Origin of the sequence: Nocardiopsis sp. N85 (genome assembly GCF_028882275.1) — a bacterium.
Taxonomy (GTDB): domain Bacteria; phylum Actinomycetota; class Actinomycetes; order Streptosporangiales; family Streptosporangiaceae; genus Nocardiopsis; species Nocardiopsis lambiniae.
This window is the reverse complement of the sequence record NZ_JARBUT010000004.1, coordinates 124,773-151,617: the sequence shown is the minus strand read 5'-3', so window position 1 is coordinate 151,617 and position 26,845 is coordinate 124,773. Positions and strand designations below refer to the sequence as shown.

23 protein-coding genes are annotated in these 26,845 nt (G+C 72.0%); 12 read left to right on the top strand and 11 right to left on the bottom strand.

The genetic code is table 11. From position 1 onward, the window contains the following. Window positions 1-32: 32 nt before the first annotated feature. The 3 genes from PWG71_RS08085 to PWG71_RS08075 form a co-directional block, all read right to left on the bottom strand. Complete coding sequence (locus PWG71_RS08085) at window positions 33-1,112, bottom strand: RNA ligase (ATP) (protein ID WP_274808932.1); 1,080 nt, start codon at window positions 1,110-1,112, stop codon at window positions 33-35. A 205-nt stretch (window positions 1,113-1,317) separates the two neighbouring features. Beyond that, window positions 1,318-3,543 (bottom strand): catalase/peroxidase HPI, encoded by a 2,226-nt coding sequence (gene katG / locus PWG71_RS08080; protein WP_274808931.1) that lies wholly within the window; start codon window positions 3,541-3,543, stop codon window positions 1,318-1,320. A gap of 62 nt (window positions 3,544-3,605) precedes the next feature. Next, window positions 3,606-4,037 carry a Fur family transcriptional regulator gene (locus PWG71_RS08075; RefSeq protein WP_274808930.1) on the bottom strand — a complete coding sequence of 144 codons (432 nt, stop codon included), beginning with the start codon at window positions 4,035-4,037 and terminating at the stop codon, window positions 3,606-3,608. Between the two features lie 335 nt (window positions 4,038-4,372). On the opposite strand from PWG71_RS08075, the gene PWG71_RS08070 reads away from it, so the two are divergent. Beyond that, a complete protein-coding gene (locus PWG71_RS08070) occupies window positions 4,373-4,837 on the top strand; it encodes a DUF2000 domain-containing protein (RefSeq protein WP_274808929.1) in 465 nt (154 codons plus the stop codon). Here the strand turns inward: PWG71_RS08070 and PWG71_RS08065 are convergent. Both PWG71_RS08065 and argG read right to left on the bottom strand, forming a co-directional pair. Next, window positions 4,812-5,639 (bottom strand): helix-turn-helix domain-containing protein, encoded by an 828-nt coding sequence (locus PWG71_RS08065; protein WP_274808928.1) that lies wholly within the window; start codon window positions 5,637-5,639, stop codon window positions 4,812-4,814. The two genes, PWG71_RS08070 and PWG71_RS08065, sit on opposite strands and share 26 nt — an antisense overlap. A 77-nt stretch (window positions 5,640-5,716) precedes the next feature. Next, complete coding sequence (gene argG / locus PWG71_RS08060; protein ID WP_274808927.1) at window positions 5,717-7,165, bottom strand: argininosuccinate synthase; 1,449 nt, start codon at window positions 7,163-7,165, stop codon at window positions 5,717-5,719. Between the two features lie 281 nt (window positions 7,166-7,446). On the opposite strand from argG, the gene PWG71_RS08055 reads away from it, so the two are divergent. The 4 genes from PWG71_RS08055 (at window position 7,447) to PWG71_RS08040 (ending at window position 12,402) form a co-directional block, all read left to right on the top strand. Beyond that, entirely contained in the window at window positions 7,447-8,076 is a 630-nt protein-coding gene (locus PWG71_RS08055; protein ID WP_274808926.1) for an NADPH-dependent F420 reductase, read from the top strand. Between the two features lie 411 nt (window positions 8,077-8,487). Next, window positions 8,488-10,101: a glycoside hydrolase family 10 protein gene (locus tag PWG71_RS08050; RefSeq protein ID WP_446724989.1), complete on the top strand. Its 1,614-nt coding sequence runs from the start codon at window positions 8,488-8,490 to the stop codon at window positions 10,099-10,101. Between the two features lie 362 nt (window positions 10,102-10,463). Further along, window positions 10,464-11,831: an MFS transporter gene (locus PWG71_RS08045; protein WP_274808925.1), complete on the top strand. Its 1,368-nt coding sequence runs from the start codon at window positions 10,464-10,466 to the stop codon at window positions 11,829-11,831. Between the two features lie 208 nt (window positions 11,832-12,039). Beyond that, window positions 12,040-12,402 (top strand): hypothetical protein, encoded by a 363-nt coding sequence (locus PWG71_RS08040; protein ID WP_274808924.1) that lies wholly within the window; start codon window positions 12,040-12,042, stop codon window positions 12,400-12,402. Between the two features lie 121 nt (window positions 12,403-12,523). On the opposite strand, the gene PWG71_RS08035 is transcribed toward PWG71_RS08040, so the two are convergent. Beyond that, window positions 12,524-13,207, bottom strand: coding sequence for a lytic polysaccharide monooxygenase auxiliary activity family 9 protein (locus tag PWG71_RS08035; protein ID WP_274808923.1), 684 nt, complete (start codon window positions 13,205-13,207; stop codon window positions 12,524-12,526). 730 nt (window positions 13,208-13,937) lie between these two features. Here PWG71_RS08035 and solA point away from each other — a divergent pair. The 3 genes from solA (at window position 13,938) to PWG71_RS08020 (ending at window position 16,665) form a co-directional block, all read left to right on the top strand. After that, a complete protein-coding gene (gene solA, locus PWG71_RS08030; protein ID WP_274808922.1) occupies window positions 13,938-15,134 on the top strand; it encodes an N-methyl-L-tryptophan oxidase in 1,197 nt (398 codons plus the stop codon). A gap of 83 nt (window positions 15,135-15,217) precedes the next feature. Then, window positions 15,218-16,024 carry an SDR family oxidoreductase gene (locus PWG71_RS08025; RefSeq protein ID WP_274808921.1) on the top strand — a complete coding sequence of 269 codons (807 nt, stop codon included), beginning with the start codon at window positions 15,218-15,220 and terminating at the stop codon, window positions 16,022-16,024. A 287-nt stretch (window positions 16,025-16,311) separates the two neighbouring features. Then, the gene (locus PWG71_RS08020; protein WP_274808920.1) at window positions 16,312-16,665 is read left to right on the top strand and encodes an antibiotic biosynthesis monooxygenase family protein; all 354 of its coding nucleotides are present in this window, start codon (window positions 16,312-16,314) and stop codon (window positions 16,663-16,665) included. A 103-nt stretch (window positions 16,666-16,768) separates the two neighbouring features. Here PWG71_RS08020 and PWG71_RS08015 read toward each other — a convergent pair whose 3' ends face one another. Continuing rightward, window positions 16,769-17,545: a class I SAM-dependent methyltransferase gene (locus tag PWG71_RS08015; protein ID WP_274808919.1), complete on the bottom strand. Its 777-nt coding sequence runs from the start codon at window positions 17,543-17,545 to the stop codon at window positions 16,769-16,771. Between the two features lie 129 nt (window positions 17,546-17,674). Between PWG71_RS08015 and PWG71_RS08010 the strand changes: the two genes are divergently transcribed. Both PWG71_RS08010 and PWG71_RS08005 read left to right on the top strand, forming a co-directional pair. Next, on the top strand, window positions 17,675-18,922 hold the full coding sequence (locus PWG71_RS08010) for a benzoate/H(+) symporter BenE family transporter (protein WP_274808918.1): 1,248 nt from the start codon (window positions 17,675-17,677) through the stop codon (window positions 18,920-18,922). Between the two features lie 202 nt (window positions 18,923-19,124). Further along, window positions 19,125-20,087: a GNAT family N-acetyltransferase gene (locus PWG71_RS08005; RefSeq protein WP_274808917.1), complete on the top strand. Its 963-nt coding sequence runs from the start codon at window positions 19,125-19,127 to the stop codon at window positions 20,085-20,087. Window positions 20,088-20,315: 228 nt separating this feature from the next. Here the strand turns inward: PWG71_RS08005 and PWG71_RS08000 are convergent, their stop codons facing one another. Beyond that, entirely contained in the window at window positions 20,316-21,071 is a 756-nt protein-coding gene (locus tag PWG71_RS08000; protein WP_274808916.1) for a nucleotidyltransferase domain-containing protein, read from the bottom strand. Window positions 21,072-21,113: 42 nt separating this feature from the next. Then, on the bottom strand, window positions 21,114-22,337 hold the full coding sequence (locus PWG71_RS07995; protein ID WP_446724988.1) for a DUF418 domain-containing protein: 1,224 nt from the start codon (window positions 22,335-22,337) through the stop codon (window positions 21,114-21,116). A 147-nt stretch (window positions 22,338-22,484) separates the two neighbouring features. Here PWG71_RS07995 and PWG71_RS07990 point away from each other — a divergent pair, with 147 nt between their 5' ends. Together PWG71_RS07990 and PWG71_RS07985 are read left to right on the top strand one after the other, a co-directional pair. Next, on the top strand, window positions 22,485-23,147 hold the full coding sequence (locus tag PWG71_RS07990; RefSeq protein WP_274808915.1) for a TetR/AcrR family transcriptional regulator: 663 nt from the start codon (window positions 22,485-22,487) through the stop codon (window positions 23,145-23,147). Between the two features lie 185 nt (window positions 23,148-23,332). After that, complete coding sequence (locus tag PWG71_RS07985) at window positions 23,333-24,136, top strand: aminoglycoside 3'-phosphotransferase (RefSeq protein ID WP_274808914.1); 804 nt, start codon at window positions 23,333-23,335, stop codon at window positions 24,134-24,136. A gap of 135 nt (window positions 24,137-24,271) precedes the next feature. Here the strand turns inward: PWG71_RS07985 and PWG71_RS07980 are convergent, their stop codons facing one another. Beyond that, entirely contained in the window at window positions 24,272-25,867 is a 1,596-nt protein-coding gene (locus PWG71_RS07980) for a BCCT family transporter (protein ID WP_274808913.1), read from the bottom strand. Window positions 25,868-25,959: 92 nt separating this feature from the next. After that, the gene (locus PWG71_RS07975) at window positions 25,960-26,841 is read right to left on the bottom strand and encodes an alpha/beta fold hydrolase (protein WP_274808912.1); all 882 of its coding nucleotides are present in this window, start codon (window positions 26,839-26,841) and stop codon (window positions 25,960-25,962) included. Window positions 26,842-26,845 lie beyond the last annotated feature (4 nt).

Genomic DNA, 26,845 nt, shown 5'->3' with positions numbered 1-26,845 from the left:
CGTGGAGGCTGCCCACGGCCGCGCCCGGGCGGTCACTCGTACTCCGTGCCGCCCTTGCGGGTGAGGTAGTCGTCGGAGACGAACTTGGCGATCGCGCGCCCGCCCAGGACCTCGGAGTGTCGCTCGCGCGCGGGCCGGACCACGAGGCCCTCCCGCAGGTGCTCGCCACGACCGCTCCAGGTCTCCTCGCCCCGGGCCTCGGCCGACAGCGCCGTCCGGTCGTAGGGACCGTTGTAGAGCTCGGGCACCGCGGGCAGGCCCACCTCCTTCAGGAGGCCGGGCAGGTCCGCGGCGTCGACCCAGGTCACGGCGCCGTCGACGTCCAGGCGGATGTCGAACACCGCGTAGCCGGGTCGGTCACTGCGGCCCTTCTCGCCGTACCCCAGGTCCTGCACACCGGTGCCGAACACCTCGCCGAACACGCCCACCCGGGCGGCGCCGAAGCGCTCGGCCACCCTGCGCGCGGCCTCGGGGACCCCGTGGGCCGTCACCGTGCGCCAGTACAGGTTGTCCTGCGCGCGGACCAGCACCAGGTTGCGCGACCCGTGCCCCTTGGACGAGACCAGCTCCTCCCCCGTCTCCGCGACCAGCGTGAACAGACAGGCCGTGCCATGGATCTTCTCGGTCGCCACGACCGGCTCCCCCGGCGCGAAGACGTCGGGGTGGCGCTTGATGTTCTCCACCTCGATCCACCGCAGCAGGTCCGGGGCCCCGACGATCTCACCGCTCATGTGCAGCGGGACCTCGGGCACCCACTTGGTGACACCGAGTTCGGCGGCGAAGTCCGTGCCGGCCTCCTGGGCCGCCGCCAGGTCGCGGTCGGCCAGCGCCCGGGGACGGCAGACGATGCCCTGGGACAGCTCTCCGCGCAGCCGGATGGCCTTGACCCGGTCGCGCCGGGAACCGGCGAGCTTTCCGGTCAGGCCGAGTTCGTCGATGAGGTCGTCGGGCAGGAGCGCGCCCTCGGGGATGTAGAGGGCCCGGTCACCGGTGCGGTAGGCGCCCTTGGCCACGACCGCGCGAAAGAGACCGACCTGCGCCAGCTCCAACGCGTCGGCGTTGGGGTGGGGGTGGATCGTGAGCCGCTCGGCGGTGACCCGGAGGGTGGACATGGCACTTCCTTCGTGCGGTGGGGGAAGCGCCCGAGGCGGCGCTTCGACGGCCCGGCCCACTATGGCCGAGTGCGTGTCCGGGCCGCGAACGACTTTTCCGCCGCGCGGCACGGGGGCCGTGCCCCGGGCGGTACGCCGGAAGCCGGCCCGACCGTCATGGTCGGACCGGCTTCCGGATCCGGGTGTCACACCCCTTGGGAGGGGATCAGACCAGGTCGAAGCGGTCCAGCTCCATCACCTTGGTCCACGCGGCGACGAAGTCCGCGACGAACTTCTCCTTCGCGTCGTCGGAGGCGTAGACCTCGGCCAGGGCGCGCAGCTCGGAGTTGGAGCCGAACACCAGGTCGACACGGCTGCCGGTCCACTTGACCGCGCCGGACTCGTCCTTGGCCTCGAACGTCTGCGACGTCTCGGAGGTCTCGCCGGTCGGGGTCCAGGTGGTGCCCAGGTCGAGCAGGTTGACGAAGAAGTCGTTCGTCAGGGCGCCCGGCCGGTCGGTGAGGACGCCGACCCCGGAGCCGTCGTAGTTGGCGCCCAGCGCGCGCAGGCCGCCGACCAGGACGGTCGTCTCCGGAGCGCTCAGGCCCAGCAGGTTGGCCTTGTCGAGGAGCAGGTACTCGGCCGGGAGGCGGTTGCCCTCGCCGTAGTAGTTGCGGAAGCCGTCGGCGACCGGCTCAAGGTAGGTGAACGCCTCGACGTCCGTCTGCTCGACGGTGGCGTCCACACGGCCCGGGGTGAAGGGCACGACGACGTCCTGGCCGGCGGCCTTGGCGGCCTGCTCCACACCGACGCCGCCGGCGAGCACGATCAGGTCGGCGAGCGACACCTTCTTCGCGGAGGAGGCGTTGAACTTCTCGGCGATGCCCTCAAGGACGCCCAGGACGTTGCGCAGCTCGGCCGGGTTGTTGACCTCCCAGCCGATCTGCGGCTCCAGGCGGACGCGGGCGCCGTTGGCGCCGCCGCGCTTGTCGCTGTCGCGGTAGGTCGAGGCCGAGGCCCACGCCGTGGACACGAGCTGGGCGACGCCCAGACCGGACTCGGCGATCTTCTCCTTCAGCTCGGCGACCTCCACCTCACCGATGACCTCGCCCTCCTGCTCGGGGAGCGGGTCCTGCCAGATCAGCGTCTCCTCCGGGACCTCCGGGCCGAGGTAGCGCGTCTTCGGGCCCATGTCGCGGTGGGTCAGCTTGTACCAGGCGCGGGCGAACGCGTCCGCGAACTGCTCGGGGTTCTCGTGGAAGCGGCGCGAGATCCGCTCGTAGACCGGGTCGAAGCGCAGCGACAGGTCGGTCGTGAGCATCGTCGGCTTGTGCTTCTTGGCCGGGTCGTGGGCGTCGGGGATGATCTCCTCGGCGTCCTTGGCGATCCACTGGTGGGCGCCGGCCGGGCTCTTGGTGAGTTCGTACTCGAACTCGAAGAGGTTCTTGAAGAAGCCCTGGCTCCACTGGGCGGGCGTGCTCGTCCAGGTGACCTCAAGGCCCGAGGTGATGGTGTCGGCGCCCTTGCCGGTGCCGTGGTTGTTCTTCCAGCCCAGGCCCTGCGACTCCAGGCCGGCGGACTCGGGGTCGGCCTCGACGTTGGTGTCGGGGGCCGCGCCGTGGGTCTTGCCGAAGGTGTGTCCGCCGGCGATGAGGGCGACGGTCTCCTCGTCGTTCATGCCCATGCGGCCGAAGGTGTCGCGGATGTCGTGGGCGGCCGCGAGCGGGTCCGGGTTGCCGTTGGGGCCCTCGGGGTTGACGTAGATGAGACCCATCTGGACGGCGGCCAGCGGCTTCTCCAGCTCACGGTCGCCGCTGTAGCGCTTGTCGTCGAGCCAGGTGCTCTCGGGACCCCAGTAGACGTCCTCGTCCGCCTCCCAGACGTCCTCGCGGCCGCCGCCGAAGCCGAAGGTCTCGAAGCCCATGGATTCGAGCGCGACGTTGCCGGAGAGGATGAGGAGGTCGGCCCAGGAGATGTTCTGGCCGTACTTCTTCTTGACCGGCCACAGCAGGCGCCGGGCCTTGTCGAGGTTGGCGTTGTCCGGCCAGCTGTTGAGCGGGGCGAACCGCTGCTGGCCGGCGCTGCCGCCGCCGCGGCCGTCGAACAGGCGGTAGGTGCCCGCGCTGTGCCAGGACATGCGGATGACGAGCGGGCCGTAGTGCCCGAAGTCGGCCGGCCACCAGTCCTGGGAGGTGGTGAGGACCTCGGCGATGTCCGCCTTCACGGCGTCCAGGTCCAGCGCCTTGAACGCCTCCGCGTAGTCGAAGCCCTCACCGAGGGGGTTCGCCACGGCCGGGTTCTTGGCCAGGATCTTCAGGTTGAGCCGGTTCGGCCACCACTCGCGGTTACCGCCGCCCTGGGTGGGGTGCGGAGCGCGGTCGTGCGCCACGGGGCATCCTCCCGAGGCCTCCGTGTTCGGAGTGGGAGTGACTACCTCGTTGTTTTCGGACATCGATTTCCTTCCGGAACGGGGAAGAGGTGGACCCGGTGATTCGGGTGCGGCTCTGGAACGATTCAGGAACCGTGGCTGCCGGAGCAGTCGGGGCACAGTCCCCAATAGACGACCTCGGCCTCGTCGATCGAGAAGCCGTGGTCGGTGGAAGCGGTGAGGCACGGCGCGTGGCCTACGGCGCAGTCGACATCCGCTATGGCACCGCAGGTCCGGCACACGACGTGGTGGTGGTTGTCACCGATCCGCGTCTCGTAACGGGCCACGGAGCCCTGTGGCTGGATGCGCCGCACCAGGCCCGCGCCGGTCAACGCCTTGAGCACGTCGTAGACGGCCTGGCCGGACACCGTGCCGATCTGCCCGCGGACGATGTCGATGATCGACTCCGTGTCCGTGTGCGGGTTGTCGTGCACGGCGGCGAGTACCGCCATCCGCGGACTCGTCACCCGCAGAGCGGACTCGCGCAGCATTCGCTCGAAATCCGAAGGGGTTGGCATGCCTCGAAGTCTGCCGTCTTTTCTTGAATAAGTCAAATTATGTGGTGGATCAACCTTAACGGGAGGTCCGAGCAGGACCGGAACCCCGTTCCGGCCCGAGGGGTTCCGGCCGCGCGGAAATGAGCGGGGCGGTGGCGTCGTCGCGGCCTCCGGCGTCCAGGACGCGCGCCGGTGGCGGGCCGTCGTCCGGACCACGCCTCGGAGGGAAAGGGACGGCGTGCGGCATCGTTCACGCGGTCGGACCCGACCGCTTTCCGGGCGCGGGCCGAGGCCTCCTCCGGGAGAGGTGAGGAACGTACAAGACCGCCGGGCGGTGCGCGCGTGACGATGGGCGCATGGAGAACACCGAACATCCCACCGGGGTCGGCGCCGGGGCCGCCGAGGCACCCGTGCGCTTCGATACCGGGATCGCCGTCCTGCTCCGCGACGACCTCGCCGTGTGGCAGCGCCTCAACGTGGCGTCGTTCCTCGTCAGCGGCTTGGGCACCCACGTTCCGGAGGTCGTGGGCGCCCCCTACCGGGACGGGGACGACACCCTCTACCTCCCGATGTTCCGCCAGCCGGTGCTGGTGTTCGAGGGGAACGGGGAGACCCTGACCCGGACGCACTCCAAGGCCGTCGCGCGGGACCTGGCCGTCGCCGTGTTCACCTCCGACCTGTTCGCCACCGGCAACGACCGGGACAACCGGGCGGCGGTGCGGGCGGTCGGCCGGGACTCACTGGACCTGGCCGGGATCGCCGTGTACGGGCCGAGGAACGCCGTGGCCAAGGTCCTCAAGGGAGCCAGGATGCACCCCTGAGCGGATCGCGGCGGGCCCGGGCGTAGTGCCCGGGGGGCATGCCGAGGATCCGTTTGAAGTGCCGGTTGAGGTGCGCCTGGTCGTGGAAGCCGGAGGCCGTCGCCGCGTCGGCCGGTGTCCGCCCCTCACGGAGCAGGCCGCGGGCCAGGTCCACCCGGCGGCCGACGAGGTAGCGGTGCGGAGGCATGCCGAACCGTCGACTGAAGGCCCGGACCAGATGGGCGGGGTGGACGCGCAGCACGGCGGCGGCCTCTTCGAGCGGAAGGCCCTCCACCACCCGTGAGTCGAGGAGGTCGCGCAGTCGGTCCGCCGTCGCCGACCGGTCGGCGACCCGTGGCGGCTCCGGGTCCCCCCGCAGGTGGCCGCGCAGGCGTTCGGTGATGAACGCGAGGCGGCTCTCGGCCTCCAGTTCGCCGCCCGGTTCCAGGACGGACCGGTGCAGGGCGTGGATCCGCTGCCGCAGCAGCGCGTCGTCCATGGTCGGGTGGTCGACCGAGCGGCCCACCAGGTCGACGCCGATCCGCCCCGGTTCCAGGTAGAGGACGCGTTTGCGCAACCCCTGCTCCGAGGTGGGGGTGCCGTTGTGCGGGACGTGCGGGGGCAGGAGGGTGACCGTGCGCTCCAGGGCGCCGTGCCGGTGTCGGCCCAGGTCGTAGCGGACCAGACCGGCGTCGATGATGAGCAGCGCCCAGGTGTCGTGGGTGTGCATCGGGTAGGCGTGCCCGAGCATGTGGGTGTGGAAGACCTCGGTGACACCCGGCACGTTCGGTCTGACGACCAGGGTGTCGGCGTGTCCGTCCATGGGCACAGGGTACGTCGGTGGACGGCGACGGCGCGCGGACCGGGTGGGTCCGCGCGCCGTGCGTGCGTCGGGGCCGGTCAGTCCGTGCCGGACTCCATGGCGGCGTGGTCGAGCAGCAGCTCGTCCTCCGGGCCACGGCCCCGGGAGGCGATCGTCTCGGCGCCGCCCTCGGGCATCGCGCCGATGAGGCCGGTGGAGGCGGCCTGGGCCGCACCCAGGGTGGCGGCCTCGCCGGTGCCGACCATGCCCAGACGCGCGTACTCCTCCAGCTTGGCGCGGGAGTCGGCGATGTCCAGGTTGCGCATGGTCAGCTGACCGATGCGGTCGGTGGGGCCGAAGGCGGAGTCCTCGGTCCGCTCCATGGACAGCTTGTCCGGGTGGTAGCTGAACGCCGGACCGGTGGTGTCGAGGAGGGAGTAGTCCTCGCCGCGGCGCAGGCGCAGGGTCACCTCGCCGGTGACGGCGGTGCCCACCCAGCGCTGGAGGGACTCGCGCAGCATCAGCGCCTGCGGCTCCAGCCAGCGGCCCTCGTACATGAGGCGGCCCAGGCGGCGGCCCTCGGTGTGGTACGCGGCGAGGGTGTCCTCGTTGTGGATCGCGTTGACGAGGCGCTCGTAGGCGAGGTGCAGGAGGGCCATGCCGGGCGCCTCGTAGATGCCGCGGCTCTTGGCCTCGATGATGCGGTTCTCGATCTGGTCGGACATGCCCAGACCGTGGCGGCCGCCGACGGCGTTGGCCTCCAGGACCAGGTCGACGGCGGACTCGAAGGTCTTGCCGTTGATGGTGACCGGGCGGCCCTGCTCGAAGCCGACGGTGACGTCCTCGGGGGCGATCTCCACCTCGGGGTCCCAGAACCGGACGCCCATGATGGGGTCGACGATCTCGATGCCGGTGTCCAGGTGCTCCAGCGACTTGGCCTCGTGGGTGGCGCCCCAGATGTTGGCGTCGGTGGAGTAGGCCTTCTCGGTGCTGTCGCGGTAGGGGAGGTCCCGCTCCAGCAGCCACTCGGACATCTCCTTGCGGCCGCCGAGTTCGTTGACGAAGTCGGCGTCCAGCCAGGGCTTGTAGATGCGCAGGGCGGGGTTGGCCAGCAGGCCGTAGCGGTAGAACCGCTCGATGTCGTTGCCCTTGTAGGTGGAGCCGTCACCCCAGATCTGCACGCCGTCCTCCAGCATCGCGCGCACCAGCAGGGTGCCGGTGACCGCGCGGCCGAGGGGCGTGGTGTTGAAGTAGACGCGCCCGCCCGACCTGATGTGGAACGCACCGCAGGCCAGGGCGGCCAGGCCCTCTTCGACCAGGGCCGCACGGCCGTCGACGAGCCGCGCGATCTCCGCGCCGTAGTCGTGGGCGCGACCGGGGACCGAGGCGATGTCGGGTTCGTCGTACTGGCCGATGTCGGCGGTGTAGGTGCACGGGACGGCGCCCTTCTCGCGCATCCACGCCACCGCCACCGAGGTGTCGAGACCTCCGGAGAAGGCGATGCCGACACGGTCGCCGACGGGCAGAGAGGTGAGTACCTTGGACATGGCAATAAGTATGCATCACAATGAATGCACATGCAAAACGGGGGCGTGCCCGGCCGTGTGAGCCTCGTCATCATCGGCTCGGCCCCGGAGCACTCCCGGTCGGCGCCGCGACCGACCGCCGTCGTCCGCGGTCGCGCACCCGCTCCGGGGCGCCGGCCGGGTTCGGGGAGAGGGGCGCGCGAGGGTCCCGTGCCCCGGAGGCCGTCGTCCTCGGGGACCGGAGTAGGGTCCGGGACGACGGCTCCGGGGTCGGCCCGGGGCGAGCGAGAAGGGACACGTCCGTGCGCATCGCCGTTCTGGGTACCGGTGAGGTCGCCCTCACCCTGGTCCCCGCGTTCCTGGGGTCGGGGCACGACGTCGTCGTCGGCACCCGGGACCCCGCCGCCGCTCTCGCGCGGAACCCGTCGTTCGGGGTCCCGGTCACCGTTTTCGCCGAGGCGGTGCGCGACGCGGACCTCGTGGTGAACGCGATCTCCGGTCCCGTCTGCGTCACGGCGCTCGCCCCGCTGGCGGAGGCGCTGGCCGGGAGGATCCTCATGGACGTGTCGAGCCCGTTCGACTTCTCCCGGGAGGACGAGATCGTCCTGGACCCGGTCAACACCGACAGCCTCGGCGAACGGCTCCAGCGGGCGTTGCCCGAGGCGCGGGTGGTGAAGACCTTCAACACCGTGGCCGCGGAGGTGATGACCGCGCCCGAGGTCGCCGGTGCCGACCATTCCGTGTTCCTCAGCGGTGACGACGATTCCGCCAAGGGCGTGGTCGGCGACCTGCTGCGGGGGTGGGGCTGGTCCGACGTGATCGACCTGGGCCCGATCGGAACGGCCCGTGCCACGGAGATGATGTTGCCGATGTGGATGACCCTGTACAAGACCCTGGGCACCCACCGGTTCGGTTTCAAGATCGTGCGGTGATCCCCCGCCCGGAGGCGGGCCACCCGGACCTCGAAGCCCTCCGGGTGTGCGTCGTGCCCCGGGGGAGGCCGGCTCCGGCGGTGGGCCGAACCCGCGGGCGCTCCCGTACCGTGCCGGATCACCACCGTGACCCCTCCCCCGGCGTCGAGGACGGGCGGATCCACGTCGTCGCGGTGCGCGGGAAGGGGCGCGGTGCGGTCATGGTCGGCGGTGCGGCGGACGTACCGGAGCGAAGGCCCCAGAAGACCCATCGGGAACTCCGGCACCAAAACCGCGTAGATCTCTTGCGACACTCCGAAAAATCGTGAAGGTTCTCTTCTGGGCGGGCACGGGTCGCGTACCTTCACCACGAGGACACGACCCGCGACCCGTCGGGCCTCACCCCCAGGAGAGCCGCCGGAAGGAGCCACGTTGGCGCACCCGACCCGACCCACCTCCCCGATCCCCCGCCGGGGCACGATCATGAGCGGGACCCTGGCCACCGCGCTGGCCGTCGTGCTGGCGCCCACCCTGCCGGCGGCCGCCGCGCCCGTCCCGCACCCCGGGGCCGCCGTGGCCTCGGCCGATTGCCGGGTCGACTCCGAGGCACCGCCCAAACGCCAGATGCGCGCCGAGTGGATCGCCGGGGTCCACAACATCGACTGGCCCAGCCGCACCGGGCTCACCCCGGCGCAACAGCGGGCCGAGCTGACCACCCTGTACGACCGCACGGTCGACAACGGGATGAACGCGGTGTTCGTGCAGATCCGGCCGACCGCCGACGCCTTCTGGCCGTCCCCGCACGAACCCTGGTCGGAATGGCTGACCGGGACCCAGGGGCGGGACCCCGGTTACGACCCGCTGGCGTTCGCCGTCGAGCAGGCCCACGCCCGAGGACTGGAGTTCCACGGCTGGTTCAACCCGTACCGGGTGGCCATGCACGCCGATCTCGGTCGGCTCGCCGCCGATCACCCGGCCCGCCGCAACCCCGAGTGGACCTTCACGTACGGCGGACGGCTCTACTACGACCCCGGCATTCCCGAGGTACGGGAGTTCGTCATCGAGGCGATGATGCACGCCGTCGAGAACTACGACATGGACGGCGTGCACTTCGACGACTACTTCTATCCCTATCCGGTGGCCGGGCAGGAGATCCCCGACGCCGACACCTTCGCCGAGTACGGCGACGGGTACGACGACATCGGCGACTGGCGCCGGGAGAACGTCAACGCCATGGTGCGGGAGATGGACGCCGCGGTGCACGCCGCCAAACCGCACGCGAAGTTCGGCATCAGCCCGTTCGGCATCTGGCGCAACTCCGCCACCGACCGGCGAGGGTCGGCCACCAACGGGCTCCAGTCCTACGACGCGCAGTTCGCGGACAGTCGCAGGTGGGTCCACGAGGGGTGGGTCGACTACATCAATCCGCAGGTCTACTGGGAGATCGGCCTGCCGGTCGCCGACTACGCGGTGCTGGTGCCCTGGTGGGAGCAGGTGGTGGAGGGCACCGACGTGCACCTGTACATCGGGCAGGCCGCCTACAAGGTCGGCAACGCGGGCGCCTGGTCGGACCCGCGCGAGCTGGCCCGGCATCTGGAGTTCAACCGGGACCACCCCGGGGTGCTGGGCGACGTGTACTTCAGCGCGAAGTCGCTGCGCACCAACGCCGCCGACGCCATGGCGATCGTCCACGACGAGCACTACCGGTACCCGGCGTTGGTCCCCCTGCACGAGGAGCTGCCCGGGGCGGCGCCGTCCGCGCCGCGGGTGACCGGCGGCGCGAGCGGCGACGGTGTGGAGCTGAACATCCGCCCCGGACGCGGCGACCTGCCCGCCTACTACGCGGTGTACGCGCTCGACGGGGCTCCCGGACGCGAGGCCGAGTGCGCCATCGCCGACCCGCGCACCCTGGTGGGAACGGTGCGCGCCGGGGAGGACGGACGGGCGACGTTCACCGGTGAGGGCGGGGGGCGCACCTACTACGTCACCGCGTTGGACCGGACCCACCACGAGAGCGGCGTGAGCAACCCGAGGCACGTGCGCTGAGCCGGGGCGACCGCCGTGCCGGGCGGTCGCCCCGACGTTCCCCACGCCCCGGTCTCGTGGGACGGCACGCGGGGCCCGGGGGCGTCGAGGTCGGAGCGTCGCGGCGGCCGTCCGGCCGGACGGCCGTGGAGACCCTCGGGAACACGTGCGCCGCCCGTACCGCGGAGCGGCGCGCGGCCGGGGACACGGCGGAGGCCCCGGAGCCCGATTCCGGTCACACGGCGGGGCCGGACCGGATCGGGCGATTTGACCTCGACACGTGTTGAGGTTGTGGAATTCTCCCGGGCGCGGTCGCGCCCGCGGAGGAGGGGACACGTGCACACGACGAACGGGGCGGACCGCCATCGGCACGGGGGTCCCGCGTGATCGCCGAGGCGGGCGCGCGGGAGCACGCGCGACTGTGGGGGCCGCCGTACCGGCCCATCGTGGCCGGGGTGTTCGGCCTGATGACGTTCATCGCCTTCGAGGCCTTCGCCATCACCACCGCCCTACCGGTCATCACCCGGAGCCTGGGCGCCGAGCAGTGGTACTCACTGGCCTTCGCCGCGACCGCCACGACCGGACTCATCGGCATGACCGTCGGCGGTCGCTGGGCCGACCTGCGCGGGGTGCGGCGTCCGCTGGTGGCGGGCGGAACGATGTTCCTCGCCGGAATCGCGCTGTGCGCGCTCGCACCCGACATGTCGGTCTTCGTCCTGGGCCGGCTGTTGCAGGGTGTGGGCGGCGGCATCGACTCGGTGGTGCTGTACGTGGTCATCGCCCGGTTCATCCCCGAGGCGCTGCGCGCTCGCATGTTCGGTGTGCTGACCGCCGCCTGGTTGCTGCCGTCGATCCTGGGGCCGCTGGTCACCGGGGCGCTGGTGGAGCTGATGCACTGGCGACTGGTGTTCGCCTTGGTGCTGGTGGGGTCGGCGCTCTCGTTGGCGGTGCTGCTGGGCGCGATCCGCGCCGCGCCGCGTCTCGACCTCCCGGGTTCGCCCGTGGGCCGCAGGGGTCTGTGGGCGCTCGCGGCGGCCGCCGCCGTCCTGGGGCTGCACCTGATCGGGCAGCAGCCTCCGCCCTGGATCGCGGTGGGGACGGTGGCGGGCGTGGCGGCCGTGGTGGTCACCGCGGGCCGACTGCTGCCCTCCGGAACGCTGCGGGCACGCGCGGGGATCCCCCGGCTGGTCGCCTTCCGGGGCGTGCTCGGAGCGACCAACGCGGCCACCGACATCTACCTTCCGCTGTACCTCCAGCACCGGTTGGACCTCTCCCCCGTGGCGTCGGGCGCGGTGGTCGCGATCGGGGCGTTCGGCTGGGCGCTGGGCGCCTGGCTCCAGGGGCGGTCGGGTTCCATCGCGGGTTCGCCCGCCTCGTTGCGCCTGGCCGCGGCGTTGACACTGTGCGGGCCCTTGGCGGCGCTGGGGCTGGTCACGGGCGTGCTGCCGCTCTGGGCGACCGTGATCGGGTGCGTCCTGATGGGAACGGGCATGGGCCTGGCCTATCCGCAGGTGAGCTCGCTGGTGCTCGCCTTGTCACCGGTCGAGGGGCAGGGCGGCAACAGTTCGGCGCTCCAGGTGTCGGAATCGCTCGGTACGTCGTTGCTGATCGCCGTCACCGGCGCGGTGCTCACCGCCTCCGCGTTGGCGGGCTACGGGCTCCTGTACGGGGTGGTCGCGGGGGCGGGCGTGCTGTCGGTCCTCCTGACACTGACGTTCACCGTTCCGCCGAAGGGTCCGGGGTCCGTCTGATCCCGTCGTGGTCCCCGGTATCGTCCGCTCGGCCCGCGCCCGAAGGAGGTCGCGAGGCCGATGACGCGGTATCCGACGGGAGGCGCCTCGTGAGGGCACCGCCGCACCAGGGTGATCACGCCGCGCGACCGCCCCTTATCCCGGGTTCACACGGGCGGGGTAACGTCCGTCCTGACCGTGAAGGGCTTGACAGAGGGAGTGTGGTGCGATGTTCGACGACGCCATCGGCTGGGCCAAGGGGCTCTTCGGCGGAGCGGCCGAGGAGGTGGCCCAGGACGCGGCCGATCTCGGTGGGACGGCCCAGGGATACGGCGAAGCCGCGTTCGGGGAGATGGGCGACGTCGCCCAGGGGTACGGCGAGGTGGGGGACCTCGCGCAGGGGTACGGCGAAACGGCCTTCGGGGAGACCACCGAGGCCGCGCAGGGGTACGGCGAGGCCGCGTTCGGAGAGGCGGCCGAGGCCGCACAGGGGTTCCAGGATCAGGTCGGCGCCGTCGGCGGGTTCGTGGAGGACCCGGGCGGTGCCGTGGCCGACGCCGCCCGCGACCGGTTGTTCGACGGGGAGGGCTGATCCTCCCCGCACCGTGCGCCGGTCCGGTCGGGTCCGCCGGTGCGGGACGGGCGGTCCGCCGGGGGATCCGGTCCCCGACGGACCGCCGCACCCCCGTCACGGGGCGCCTCGGCGGAGGAGGTCAGCCGAAGTCCACGTCACTGCACAGGTAGTACACCTGGTCCTGGTGGGAGGCCTTCCAGATCGTGTAGACGATGTGGTGGCCGGTGTACCCCGAGGTGCTGACGTCGATGAGGTAGTCGTTTCCGGGCGGGTACTGGCCGGTCTGCCCGACCAGCTCCAGGTCGTCCCAGCCGGGGGCCTCGGTGGTCGGGTCGAAGCCCTGCCGGGTGACGTACACCTGGAAGTAGTCCGCTCCGTGCGACGCCTGGTCGTAGAGGTGGATGGTGAAGTCGTCGTCGACCGCGGTGGTCTCCCACGCGCCGGGGGTGTCGAGGGAGTCGTAACGGCCTCCCTCGGTGTTGCCGCCGCTGCACAGGGTGCCGTCGGGCACCTGGCCGCGGTGGTCGCCGCCGACGTTGTCGCGGTACAGGCCGTTCCAGTTCCACATGGCGTTGGGGTCGTCCTGCCACGCCTGCCAGCACATGGGGTCTTCCTGCGCCATGCCGGGGTTGAGGTGGTCCTGGCCCCAGCGCTCGAAGCAGCCGTAGTTGCGGGAGGCGGGGTCGACCACGGAACCGTGCGCGGCGGCGGGGGCCGCCGTGGCGGTCAGGGCGAGCAGGGGCAGTGCCGCCAGGGTGAGCGCGCGGGCGGCCAAGGGGAGGCGGGCCCGGGCGGTGGTCGTCGTGGTGGTGTCGTGCGTCATGGTGTTCTCCGTCGGTCTCGGCCGGGTGAGGCCGCGCGACGGGGAGCACTCCCGGGCCGATTGTTACCCGGCGGAGCCGGACCGAAACACAGCGCTGGAAAATGCGTGGGCGCGACCTTCCGGTGACGGCGCACGGGTGCCGCCCCGGCCCGCGTCTCCCCGCCGCCGCCCCGCGATCACGGGGGTGTCGCCGCCGCCTCCGACCCGAGGCCGTTCCGAATCACGATGGCGGGAGCGCCGGCGACGGCGAGCCGGCGGACGACCGGCATGACGAAGAATCGGGAAAGGGGATGGCGAACAGGGCTTTCGCCATTCCGGTACGCGGTCCCCGAAATAGGACCGCCATATGGTGTTTACATATCACCATTCGCGGGTTACCTTTCTGGAACGCCGCCGGGGTGGCCAGGACCCGACACGGACCCCCGGAGGCACAGCACCATCCGTCCATTCATCAACCCGCTCATGATGCGACTGGGAGCGCTCCCACCTGCCAGTCCACCTCCCTTGCCGAACGAACCGGAAAAGACCGCCGGACCCTTTTCGTTCTCCGATTCGACCGTTTCCGGGGACGGGCACCCGGCACCCGTTCCCCTGCCCGAAGACCTTTCCCCCTTCCGGGAAGGCGTCGCCCGCCCCCCTGCCGGGGCGGGCGTTCGGCACGCTCGGGCCTGCGATCATGGGCCCGACGTCCCGGATCAGGACATCCGGGGCACGGACCTGGGGGGAAACCGTGGCCGACCTGCTGGAGACCGACACCGTCGTCGTGGGCCTGGGCGCGATGGGCGCGCAGACGCTGTGGCGACTGGCCCGGCAGGGGGTCGACGCGATCGGGGTCGAACGGTTCTCCCCCGGCCACGATCGGGGCTCCAGTCACGGGGAGTCGCGCATCATCCGCACCGCCTACCTGGAGGGTGAGGAGTACGTACCGTTCGTGCGGGCCGCCTGGCGGGCCTGGGCCGAACTGGAGGAGGCGTCCGGGGAGGAACTGGTCCGACGCACCGGGGCGCTCATGCTGGGCGCGCCGGACAGCGCCGCGGTGACGGGCTCGCTGGCCGCCGCCGAGCGGCACGGGCTCGCCGTCGACCACCTGACCACCGCCGACCTGGCCGCGCGTTTCCCCCAGCACGCGGTGCGTCCCGGAGAGGAGGGCGTGTTCGAGGAGGAGGGCGGCGCGGTCCTGCCCGAGGCCGCGATCCTGGCGGCGGTGCGCCTGGCCCGCGCGGCCGGTGCCCGGGTGCTCACCGACACCGCGGTCACCCGGATCGAGCCCGACGCCGACCGGCCCCGGGTTCACCTCGGCGACACCGTGGTCCGCGCCCGCCGGGTGGTGGTGACCGTCGGATCGTGGCTGCCCACGCTGCTGCCCTCCCTGGCCGGGCTCGGCGGCGGCATCCGTGTGGAACGCCGGGTCCTGGGCTGGTTCCGTCTCACCGAGGACGCTCCACCGCACGCGCGGGGGCCGGTGTTCGCCCGCGACGAACCCGACGGCACGCTCTGGTACGGGTTCCCGAGTCTGGACGGGCGCACCGTGAAGATCGGCGTGCACGCCGAGGCCCCCGGGGCACCGCGACGGCCCGGCGCCCAGTGGGGCGAGCCGGTCGACCCGGACGCGGGCCCCCGGGCCCCCGACGAGGCCGACGCCCGCAGGCTCGGCGAACTGGCCGCCGGGTTGCGCGGCGTCGAACCGCTGCCCGAGCGCATGGCGGCGTGCATGTACACGATGACCTCCGACGAGCACTTCGTCATCGGCCACCACCGGGACCTGCCGGGGCTGGTCGTCGCCGGCGGCTTCTCCGGGCACGGCTACAAGTTCGCCTCCGCCGTGGGGTCGGCCCTGGCCGACCTGGCCCGGAACGGCTCGACCGACCTGCCCGTGACGATGTTCGATCCGCACCGGTGGGACCGTCAGGCCCCCGGGAGGCCGTGACCGGGGCGAGGGGGCGTGCGATCATCTCCCCAGCGCGGCGCGAGCGCACCCCGTCCCCTCTCCCCTCCCGGAAGGACCCCCTCATGCGGAACAGCACCCGGCGGACCGCGCTCGTCACCGGCGCCTCCTCCGGCATCGGCCGGGCCGTCGCCGCCGACCTGGTCCGGCGCGGGTACCGCGTGTACGGCACGAGCCGCAGGCCGGAGTCGGTCACCGATCCCGTGGCCGGCGTCGATTACCTGGCGCTGGACCTCACCGACGAGGGGTCGATCGTCGCGTGCGCGCGGGCCGCCGGTGAGGTGGACGTGCTCGTCAACAACGCGGGCGAGAGCCAGAGCGGGCCGCTGGAGGAGCTGCCCGTGGACGCCCTGGAGCGGCTGTTCCGGCTGAACGTGTTCGGCGCGGTGCGCCTGACCCAGCTGGTGCTGCCCGGGATGCGGGAACGCCGCTACGGAAGGGTGATCATGGTCGGGTCGATGCTGGCCAGCTTCCCCCTGGCGCACCGGTCCTCGTACGTGGCGTCCAAGGCCGCGATCAAGGGGTTCGCGAACGCGCTGCGCCGCGAGGTGTCCCCCTACGGGATCGGGGTGGCCACGGTGGAACCGGGGTCGATCAACACCGGCATCAGCGAGCGCCGCACCCAGTACCTGCGGGACGGTTCGCCCTACACCGACGACTACCGCACCATGCTCGCGGCGCTCAACGCCAACGAGGCGTCGGGCATCCCCGCGGAGACGGTGGCCCGCACGGTGCTGCGCGCGGTGGAGGACGCCCGGCCCCGGCCGCTGTACGCGGTGGGCAGCAACGCGCCGTTGGTGTTCGCGCTGCGCCGGCTGCTGCCGCGTTCGATCATCCTGGACATCGTCGCCCGCAGGCACGGGCTGCGATGAGCCGCTGAGGAACGCTCCCCGGAGCCGGTGACGGTGACGGTGAGCGGTCTGAAAGCACGGCGTCGGAGAATCGACCGGGTCAGGGCGAGAGATGCGGCCGGCGACCACGAGAACGCCACGGGACGGACCGAGGGGGCCGATGAGAGCGGCCACCCGTGCGCTCCCCCGGAGGGCGGGACCCTCCGGCGGTGATCCGGACGCCGGTGAGGGCGGGGCGGCGCGGACCCGGGTGAGCGCTGTCCTAGGTTGGGCGGTACAGATCGGTGACAACCGTGGAGAGGTGCCGCGTGAGCGTCGTCAAGTTCAACGTCCTGACCGTCCCCGAGGGTGAGGGGGCCACCCTGGAGGAGCGGTTCGCCAACCGGGCCGGCCTGGTGGAGGGGCAGCCGGGGTTCGAGGAGTTCCAGTTGCTACGTCCGGTGGAGGGCACCGACAAGTACCTGGTGTACACCCGGTGGCGGTCGCAGGAGGACTTCGAGAACTGGCTGAACAGCCGGGAGTTCCGTCAGGGGCACGCGCAGGCGGCGGCCGACGCGGGTCGGACCGGCCACGGCCACGGCCACGGTCACGGCGGTCCGGCCGCGACCGGCAGCGAACTGTGGGGCTTCGAGGTCGTCCAGCGGGTCTCGGCCGAGCGGTGACCCCGTGACCGGTCCGGGTGCCCGCGCGACGCGGGCACCCGGACCACCCCGGCGGACCACCCGGCGGCGGCCCGTCCCGGGGGCGATGGGCCGACCGTGGGGGTCAGGGGGCAAGCGGGGCGCGGGCCTCGACGAGGAAGCGGGTGGTGGTGGCCGTGAACGACCCCTCGCGTTCGATGTGGTCGTGCATGGCGCGCAGCCGATCGAGATGCCCCTCGACGGTGAAGCCCGGGACCATCCAGACGACCTTGCGCAGGAAGTGGACGATCGCGCCGACGTCGAAGAACTCGGTGCGCAGGTGTTCCAGGCGCAGGTCGACGACCTCCAGGCCCGCCGCCTCCGCGCCGCGGCGCGCGTGGTCGGGGTGGCGGTTCGCGCGATCCTCCTCCGGTCTGGGCCCGAGGAAGAACTCGACCACCTCGAACACGCTCGCCGGACCGACCTCCTGGGAGAGGTAGGTGCCGCCCGGGGCCAGGACCCGGGCGATCTCCGCCCAGTCCACGCGCACCGGGTGGCGGGAGACCACCAGGTCGAAGGCGTCGGCGGCGAACGGCAGGGGCGCGTCCTCGGCCGCGTCGACGACGACCGCGCCCAGGGGGTGCAGGAGGCGGGTCGCCTTGGCGAGGTTGGGCGGCCATCCCTCGGTGGCGACCGTCAGCGGGGGCCGTCGGGGCACACCCGCGAGGAGTTCCCCTCCCCCGGTCTGGACGTCCAGCGCGGCGCTCGCCCCCGCCATCCGGTCGGCCACGAGTCGGTGGTAGCCCCAGGAGGGCCGTTGTTCGGTGGCCCGGCCGTCCAGCCAGGAGAAATCCCATCCGTCGACGGATACGGTGTCGGCCTCGGCCACCAGTTCGTCGAACGTGCGTCGTGTCGTCCCCATACCGCCATGGTCACATTCCGGCCCCTCTGGGGACCATGGGTTTTCTCCCGCCTCATAGGTCCGGTCATGGGTTGAAAAGGTCACCCCGGGTGGGGGACTCCGAAGACGCCCCGGCCACAATGAGACGCCATGGGAACCCTGCTCCGACTCGTCCGGTCCGTCGCGCCCCTGCCCGCCGTCACGGCCGGTCTGATCGCGGTGCTGGTCGGTGTGACCAGTTCGGCCGCGATCGTGTTCACCGCCGCCGAGGCCGCCGGGGCCGACGCCGGACAGATCGCCTCGTGGATGCTGGCCCTGTGCGTGGGCATGGCCGTCACCTGCGCGGGCCTGTCCCTGCGGTACCGGGCCCCGGTGGTGATCGCGTGGTCCACCCCCGGGGCCGCGCTGTTGGCGGTGGGGCTGGACGGCGTGACCCTGGAGCAGGCGATCGGGGCGTTCGTGTTCTCGGCGGCGCTGATCACCCTGAGCGGTGCCACGGGGCTGTTCGAGAAGGTCATGGACCGGATCCCCGTGCCGCTGGCCGCCGGGCTGCTGGCCGGGGTGCTGCTCCAGTTCGGGGTGGGCCTGTTCACCGGCATGGAGGGCGACTTCGTCGTGGTGGCCGCCATGTTCGGGGTGTACCTGGTGGTCCGCCGGTGGTCGCCGCGTTACGCGGTCCTGGCGGCGCTGCTCTCCGGTGTGATCGCGGCCGCGCTGCGGGGGTCCCTGGACCTGTCCGGGGTGCGTCCGCAGGTGGCGGTACCGGTGTTGGTCGTCCCCGAGTTCTCCTGGCAGGCGCTGGTGAGCGTGGGGGTGCCGCTGTTCGTGGTGACGATGGCGTCGCAGAACCTGCCCGGGGTGGCGGTCCTGCGCAACGACGGCTACCGGGTGCCGATCTCCCCCGTGATCGCGTGGACCGGGGCGACCAACATGGTGCTGGCGCCCTTCGGGTGCTTCGGGTTGAACCTGGCGGCGATCACCGCGGCGATCTGCACGGGACCGCAGGCGCACCCCGACCGGGAGCGGAGGTTCCTGGCGGGTGTGTGGGCCGGCGTGTTCTACCTGTGCGTGGGCGTGTTCGGGGCGACCGTGGCCGCCCTGTTGGTGGCGTTGCCCTCGGCGCTGATCATGGCGATCGCCGGGATCGGCCTGCTCGGCACGATCGGGGGCTCCCTGAACTCGGCGCTGTCCGACGAGCGCGCCCGGGAGGCCGCGCTGGTGACGTTCCTGGCGACGGCGTCGGGGATCACCCTGCTGGGGATCGGGTCGGCCTTCTGGGGCTTGGTGGCGGGTGCGCTGACCTGGGCGATCACCGTGCGTCGGCGGCCGAAGCCGGAACCGGAGACGGGCACCGGGACGGTGGAGAGGCTCGGGGATCCGGAGCGCGAGACCTCTTGAGGACCGGGGGTGAAAGGGTTGCGGTCCGGGAACCGGCCCTGTAGAAACGACGGGCCCCGTGGACGACGGTGCCCGGGGCACGATGACGAGAGGAGGACGGGCCATGTACGCCGTGCACATCGCGCTCGTGTCCTGCCGGGGGATCCTCCGGGTCTGAGGGCCCGCCTCCGGGCGAACGGGCGCACACTCCGAAGGTGTCGCTTTGACTTCTCTGGTATCCGACCTGACCGTTCGCCCGATCACCGGGCCCGAGGAACTGGACCTGTTCACCCGGTTCCCGTACATGCTGAACGATGAACTCGCCGGCGACCTGGCCGAGGGTCGCCGTGTCCCCGAGTGGATGTGGGTCGCCCTCGACGGGGACCGGCTCGTGGCACGGCTGGCCTTCTGGGCTCTCGAACGGGGTGACGCGCCCCTGCTCCTCGACGTGCTCGACGTCGACGACGCGGACGGGGAGCCGGACCGGACGGCGGCCCTGGAGCACCTGCTGCGCACCGCGCTCGGCGCGACCCTGCCCGAGGGTGCCGTGCCGCCCGAGTACCTGCGCTACGTCTCCGCGGGTTGGCGTGCCGTTCCGGTCGAGCACCGGGCGGTGACCGAGCGGATGGCCGCCGTGGAGAAGACCGGCGGCTCCCTCCTCGTGGAGCGGCTGCGCTTCGAATGGACCAAGGGCGAGGTCACGCCCGCGCCGGGCGACCGGCTGCGGTTCCGGGAGATCCGGGACGAGCGGGAGATGCGGGATCTGATGGAGCGGGCGCTCCAGGGCAGCCTGGACGCCCACCACCGGAGCGAAACGGCCACCAAGACCCCGGCGGAGATCGTCTCCGACGGGTTCGAGGAGGAGTTCGCCCGGTACTCGACGCCGCGTTCGTGGTGGCGGATCGCGACCCTGCCCGACGGGGAGCCGGTGGGCTTCGTGCTGCCCGCGCGCAACGCCTACCACCCGATCATCGGCTACATCGCGGTGCTGCCCGAGCACCGGGGCTACGGGTACATCGACGACATCCTCGCCGAGGGCACCCGGGTGCTGGTGGAGGAGGGTGGCGTCACGTACGCCCGAGCGTCCACCGACCTGGGGAACACGCCCATGGCGGCGGCCTTCGCCCGGGCGGGCTACGCCACCATCAGCGAGGTCATCGACATGACGTGGGACGCTCCGCTGTAGGGGATCGACCGAGGGGGTCGCGCCGATCATCGGCGCGACCCTCTTCCCTCCCTCGGGGTAGGACGCCCCGGAGCGGCCGCACGCGCACGTCGGGACACTTTTCGTGCGGGATCCGGGCACGCGACCGAACGGCGTCCACCACGGACCCGGGAGGAAGGGCCCCGGCCCGCGAGGGACCGATGGAGGCCGCCCCCACAACGGACCCGGGAGAAGGGCGACGGGTCCCGGTCAGGCGGTGGCGATGATCCGGCCGACCTCGGCCACGGCCGCCACCGGGTCCTGCGGGTCGGCGGTCATCCCGGCGATGACCAGGTCGACCTCCTCCAGACCGGCGCGGGCCAGGAGGGCCTTGTCGTTGGTCGCCCACTCCCCCCGTTCGGCCAGCACCGCGTGGGCCGTGTGGGCGGCGGCCTGGGCGATGAGGCCGGCGGTCTGGGTCACCCGGCCGTACGGCGCGTGGCCGTGCTCGGCGTACCCCAGGGTGGCGGCGGCGAGTCCGCGCCACCGGGGCGGCGCGCTCACACGCAGCGCGTCGGGGTACTCGGGGCGGGGCAGGTCACCGACGAGGGCACGTCCCAGGGCGAGTTCGGCGACGACCAGGTAGGTGGGGACGCCCACCAGGTGGAACATGAGGGGTTCCACGTCGAAGCCCCCCACCCGGGCCCGCTCCATCTGATGCTCGACCGCGTCGAGGTCGCGGTAGTGCACGTCCGCCCGGCGGCCGTCGATCCGCAGCCGGGCGCCGCCGTTGAAGACCCCGCCGCCCCAGCCGCCGACCTCAGACACCTCGCCCGGCCACCCCAGGGCCCGCAGGTCCTCCGGGTCGAAGTCCCCCCGGTAGTAGATCGCCAGGTCCCAGTCGCTGTCGGGTCGGTGTTCTCCCCGGGCACGGGAGCCGCCCAGGGTCACCGCCCGCACCCGGGGCAGTCCGGCCAATCGGTCGGCGGTGTCGGAGAGGAAGCGTTCGTCGTCGGTGGTTCCCATGCCGCCCATGCTGTCACCGGCGCGAGCGGGCCCGTCCGGGGGTCAGGGGGTCCGACGATCGCCGTGCGCACCCGGCACGGACGGGTCGAGGCGGTCACGGCCGAGAGGCGCGTAGGTGCGCCACCGGAGAAAGCGTTCGGCGGGGCCGCGGACACCCGCGCGGCGCATCAGGTCGGCCAGGACCACGGTGGTCGCCCAGACCGCGACGCCCACCAGCACGGAGGTGAAGCCGGACAGCCGGGCGGCCAGGTCCAGGGCGTAGGGCGTGAACAGCACCGTCCAGGCCACCGACTGCAACAGGTAGCAGGTCATGGAGCGCTGCCCGGTGGCGACCAGCGCCCGGGTGATCGGGCCCCGGCGGTCGCCGAGCCGGACCGCGATCAGCGCGATGAGCGCGGCATAGCCGAACCCGCCCGCGTAACCGGTGAGCACGTGGAGCCAGACACCGCCGGCCTCCACCGCGATGGGTGGCCGCCACAGGCCCGTGGACATCAGGGCCTGGGGCAGCCCGCCGAGGACGGCGAGCGGGATTCCGATTCCGGCGACGCGGCGCAGGAGCGGCAGATGGGCCTCGGGGTGTTCCAGGAGCCGGCGTCGGGCGGCCCACACCCCGATGGTGAAGGGGAACACCGAGGTCACCATGAGCAGCGGGGTCATGACCGGCCAGGTCACGAGCCGCACCACCATGTCGGCCAGCGGGTCCGGGCTCATCACCGCCTCGGCGGACTCGGGATCGGTGAGGGCGGGCAGGGTCGTGCCCAGCGCGTAGATCAGGGAGCCGACCGCCATCCAGGTGAACCCGTGGGCGAGCAGCCGCCGGTCGGTGACGTGCAGCAGTCCGGCGAAGAGCAGGGCGATGAGCCCGTACACAGCGATGATGTCGCCGAAGAAGAGCAGCAGCGTGTGCAGCAGCCCGATGGCCACCATCCACCGGCCGCGTCGGCGCACCAGGGCGCGGATCCAGGGCCGTGGTCGCCCCTCGGCGGTCCGCCGCAGGTACATCCAGGCCAGCCCGTACCCGAACAGGGCCGCGAACATCGGATAACCGCGCGCCTCGGCGAACACGAGCACGGCCATCGTGGTCGCGGTGTCGAGTACGCCGGTGGGGGCGGTGGCGTCTCCGGTGGCGAGCAGCCGGAAGATGTGGGCGTGCACCACGGCGATGACCAGCAGCATCACGCCGCGGGCCAGGTCGGGGGCGACCGCCCGGTGGGCGAGGGCGGTGCCGTGGGCCGTGTCGGCGGGGGGCCGGGGGCGAGTGGACACGGGGATCGCTCCGTTCGTGGTCGGTGGTCCGTCGAGGGGCGGCATCGGCGCGCCTGGGCGCACGGACGCACGGAGCAAGGTGAGATACGATGCCGTATCCAATGCCGCGCTATTAAGATACGCCAACGTATCTTAGTTGGGAAGTCCATGGACGCTTCGACTACCGCGGAGGCCGCCGACGACCCCGGTGAGGTCCCTCCGAAGCGGACGCGCAGGCGCGGCCCCGAACTCATCGAGGCCATCCACGAGGCGGCGATAGTGGAGGCCGCGGAGAACGGGCTGCACCGTCTGTCCATGGAGGGGATCGCCCGGCGGGCGGGCACCGCCAAGACGTCCCTCTACCGCCGCTGGGCCGGCCCGGCGGACATCCTGCTCGAAGCGATGTACCACCACTTTCCGCAGGAGCGGCCCGCACCGGGGGCCGACGATCTGCGGGGCGACCTCATCGAGTCGCTGGTGATGCTGGCCGAGCTCAGTGACGACCCCTTGGGCCGGGCCATGTTCGCGGTGATCGCCGAATCGGTGCGCGAGCCGATGCTGCACGAGCGCTTCACCCGGGAGGTGTTCGAGCCCCGGGGCGGGCGGTTCACCCGCACCGTTCTGGCGCACTACGCCGACCGGGGGCGGATCGACCCCTCTCGGGTGACCGACGTGACCGTCGACATCGGCGAGGCCATGGTCCTCAAGTACGCCGTCGACCACCGCCGGACACCCGGGCGGGACCATCTCGCCCGCATCGTCGACGAGGTGATCCTGCCCGCCGTCGGCGCCGGGCCGGAACCGTCCCGAACCGACGATCGAACGAGGTGAGGCAGGGCGCCGCGCTCCTGCCGCGTACGGCCCACCGGTGCCGCGGGCCCGACGGCGGACCGGGCACGGGGACGTGTCCGTCCCTCCGCTCCCACGGCGGCGGGGGAACGGCGGCGCGTTCCGGACGCTCGCGATGGGTGGGAAAGGAGTGGGACGGTCGGGGCGGCCCGGTTAGGCTGCCGGGTATGTCGCTGCCGCCGGGTGTCACCGCCGATCGGGTCGAGGAGATCGACGTGGGCCTGTCCGGGGCCCGGGTCGCCCGCCTGTACGTGTCCGGGCGACCGGTCGCGGTGTTCAAGGCGGCGGGCACGGACCGCCCCGACCTGGTGTCCGAACTGGCCGGAACGGAGCGGCGGCTGCGCCGGCTGGCCGACACCCCGCTGCCGGTGCCCCGCCTGCTGGACTCCGGGGAGTGGCGGGGCGAGCGCTGGCTGACGATGGAGCACCGGCCCGGGAGGGCCGCCCACGAACCCGGGCACGAGCGCTCCGCCCTGATCGCCACCCTGGCCCGGGCGCTGCGGGAACTGCACACCGCGTCCCTCTCCGGACCGCCGTTCCCGCTCGGCCCGGACGTACTGCTGGAGCGGGCGCGCGAGCGGGTGGCGGCGGGACTCGTGGACCGGTCCTGGCGGGCCGCGGAGCACCGGCCCCGGGAGGGCGGAAGCCCCGCCGGAGCACTGCGGGGCCTGGCCGAACGGCTGTCCCGGACGGAGGTGTCCGGCCCGGTCCTGCTGCACGGCGACTACTGCCTGCCCAACGTCCTGGTGGACGACGACGGTCGGTGGTCCCTCATCGACCTGGGCCGGATGGGCGTGGGAGACCGGCACCTGGATCTCGTGGACATGACGGGCAGCATGCTGTCCGACCTCAACCCGTCGTTCGGGCCGCGCGACGCCGAGGCCTTCCTGGACGCCTACGGCAGGGACCGGATCGATCCGGAGCGTGTGGAGCTGTACCGAGAACTCGACGCCTTCTTCTGGCCGGTGTGACCGGTCCCACCACGGTCGATGCGCCGAGGACGTGCTCCCACCCCCGCCGCGCCCCGGCGGGGCGCGGCGGGGTCTCGGCGGGGTCTCGGCGGACGGCCCCCGGCCCCGGGGCGGGAGGACCCGCGAGAACGGCGCCTATCCGGGGTCCTCGCCCGACGCGGCCGCCCCCTCGTCGGCCCGCCTCCTCCTGCGGCTCCGGACGAAGGCGCTCTCCGGTTCCCCCCGAAGGGCGCGGACGAGGCCGGCCATCATGAAGAAGGCGATGACGAAGAACGGCAGCCCGAAGACGATGATCGTCTGCTGCAACGCCTCCAGCCCGCCCACCCCGCCGGCGGTGAGCACGGTGGCGGCGACCACGCCCTCGGTGATGCCCCAGAACACCCGTTGGCGCGTGGGCGACGTGGGCGTGCCCGAGCACAGCATGTCGACCACGAGGGACGCGGAGTCCGATGAGGTGGTGAAGAAGACGACCACGATGAGGATGCTCACCGCGGACAGGAGGGTGGCCGCGGGGTAGTTGGCGAGGAAGGCGAACAGGGCCCCGGGAAGGTCCTCCTCGACGACGACGGCGCGGACCAGATCCCCTCCCTGGTTCAGCTCGATGTCGAACGCCGACAGGCCGAAGACGCCGAACCACACGATGCTGAACGCGGTGGGGACGGCGAGCACGCCGAGGACGAACTCCTTGATGGTGCGTCCCCGGGAGATGCGGGCGACGAAGATCCCCACGAACGGGGACCAGGTGATGGTCCACGCCCAGTAGAAGACGGTCCACGAACCCTGCCACCCGGTGTTGCCGAAGGTGTCGTTCCAGAAGGAGAGCGGGACCAGCCATTGCAGGTACACACCGGTGGTCTCGACGACCCCCTTGATCAGGTACAGGCTCGATCCGGCGAGGAACACGAAGATCAGCAGTCCGACGGCCAGCACGATGTTGATCGTGGACAGCCACTTGATGCCGACGTCGAGGCCGGTGGCCACGGAGATCACCGCGAGGGTGGTCACGGAGGCGATGAGGATGAGCTGGACGAGCCTGCTCTCCGGTACCCCGAAGAGGTTGTACAGACCACTGTTGATCTGCATGGTGCCCAGACCGATGGTGACGGCCACACCGAAGAGGGTGCCGAGCACGGCGAACGTGTCGATGAAGCGCCCGATGGGGCCGTGGATCCGTTCCCCGAGGAAGGGGTACAGGATCGAGCTCACCCGGAAGGGCAGCCCCTTGCGATGCGTGAAGTAGGCGAAGGCCAGCCCGGGCAGGCAGAAGATCGTCCAGGTGTGCAGGCCGAAGTGGTAGAGGGTGAAGCCCATGGCCTCCCTGGCGGCCTGCACCGATTCGGGTTCCGCGTCGCGCAGCGGCGGTTCGGCGAAGTGGCTGATGGGTTCCGCCACGCCCCAGAACATGAGGATGCTGCCGATGCCCGCGGCGAAGAGCATGCAGAACCAGATGGGATCGCTGTAGTCGGGCCGGCTGTCGTCCGGGCCGAGTCGGACCCGGCCGTACCGGCTCAGGGCGATCCAGATGAGGAAGGCCAGAAAGGTCGTGACCCCGAGGATGTAGAACCATCCGAGGTGGACGAGGATCCAGTCGGACATCGCGCCGAAGACCGCGTCCACCGTGCCGGTGAAGACGATGGCGCACACCACGAAGAGCGTCGTCATTCCCACCGCGCCGAAGAAGATGGCGGGGTCGGTCCTGAGACCGAGGGCCCGCGCCGCCCTGTCGAGCACTTATGCCTCCCCGTGATTGATCAACCACGGAGAGTCTTTCGTGTTTCGCCCTCGGAGGTCGGCCGGGACACGGGTCGACGACCGGTCGAAGGTCAGACTTCGAGCGATGCCAGCAGTTCGCGTACCCGATCGGGGTTCTCGTACAGGGAGAGGTGTCCGGCGCCCTCGATGGTGTGGACCTCGGCGTCCAGGAACCGGCGGGCCGGGCCGTGCAGGCGCGCGGGAGAGAAGAAGGGGTCGTGCGACCCGGTGGCGATGGCGACGGGCGTGTCGGACCAGGCGCGGATCTGCTCGGCGTACAGCGGGCTGGGCGTGGAGCCGGTGCGGCAGTTGCGCGCGACCAGGGTGAGCCACTCGGTCTCGTCGGTGTGCTCGTCGCAGGGGGTCTCGGGACCGCTGAGGAATTCCACGAGGCGACCGCTGGTCTGCTCGGTGGGGTGGATCATCCACGGCAGCGTGGCGCGCATCGACTCGGAGGTGACCCCGGGGGCGGTCAGCCCGGCGGGGTTGAGCAGCAGCAGGCCCGCGACCAGGGGCGAGGGCGTGGAGGCCAGGGCGATGGCGGCTCCGCGGGAGTGCCCCAGCACGAGGACGGGCCGGTCGGTGATCCGCGGGAGGAGTTCGTCGAACCAGGCCCCGTAGGACTCGATGCCGACCCTGCCGACACGGTGGCTGCAACTGAGTCCGGGCTGACCGGGCAGGTCGACCAGGTACACCGGGCGGTCGGACGCCAGCGCGCGGGCCGCGGGCACCGTGGTGGCGGCGTTGAAGTTGGTACCGGAGAGCACGACCACCGGGGTTCCGGGGCCGCCCTCGGCGCGGAAGGCCTGGGTGCTCCCCAGCCGGGTGTCCACGGGGGGAAGGGGGCCGAGTTCGGGCCAGCGGCTCAGGGCTTTGTGGCACCAGGCGTGTACCGAACGCTCGGCGCTCTCGGAGCGATAGACACGCGCGGTGCGCGAAGGAACGACGGTCATGGAT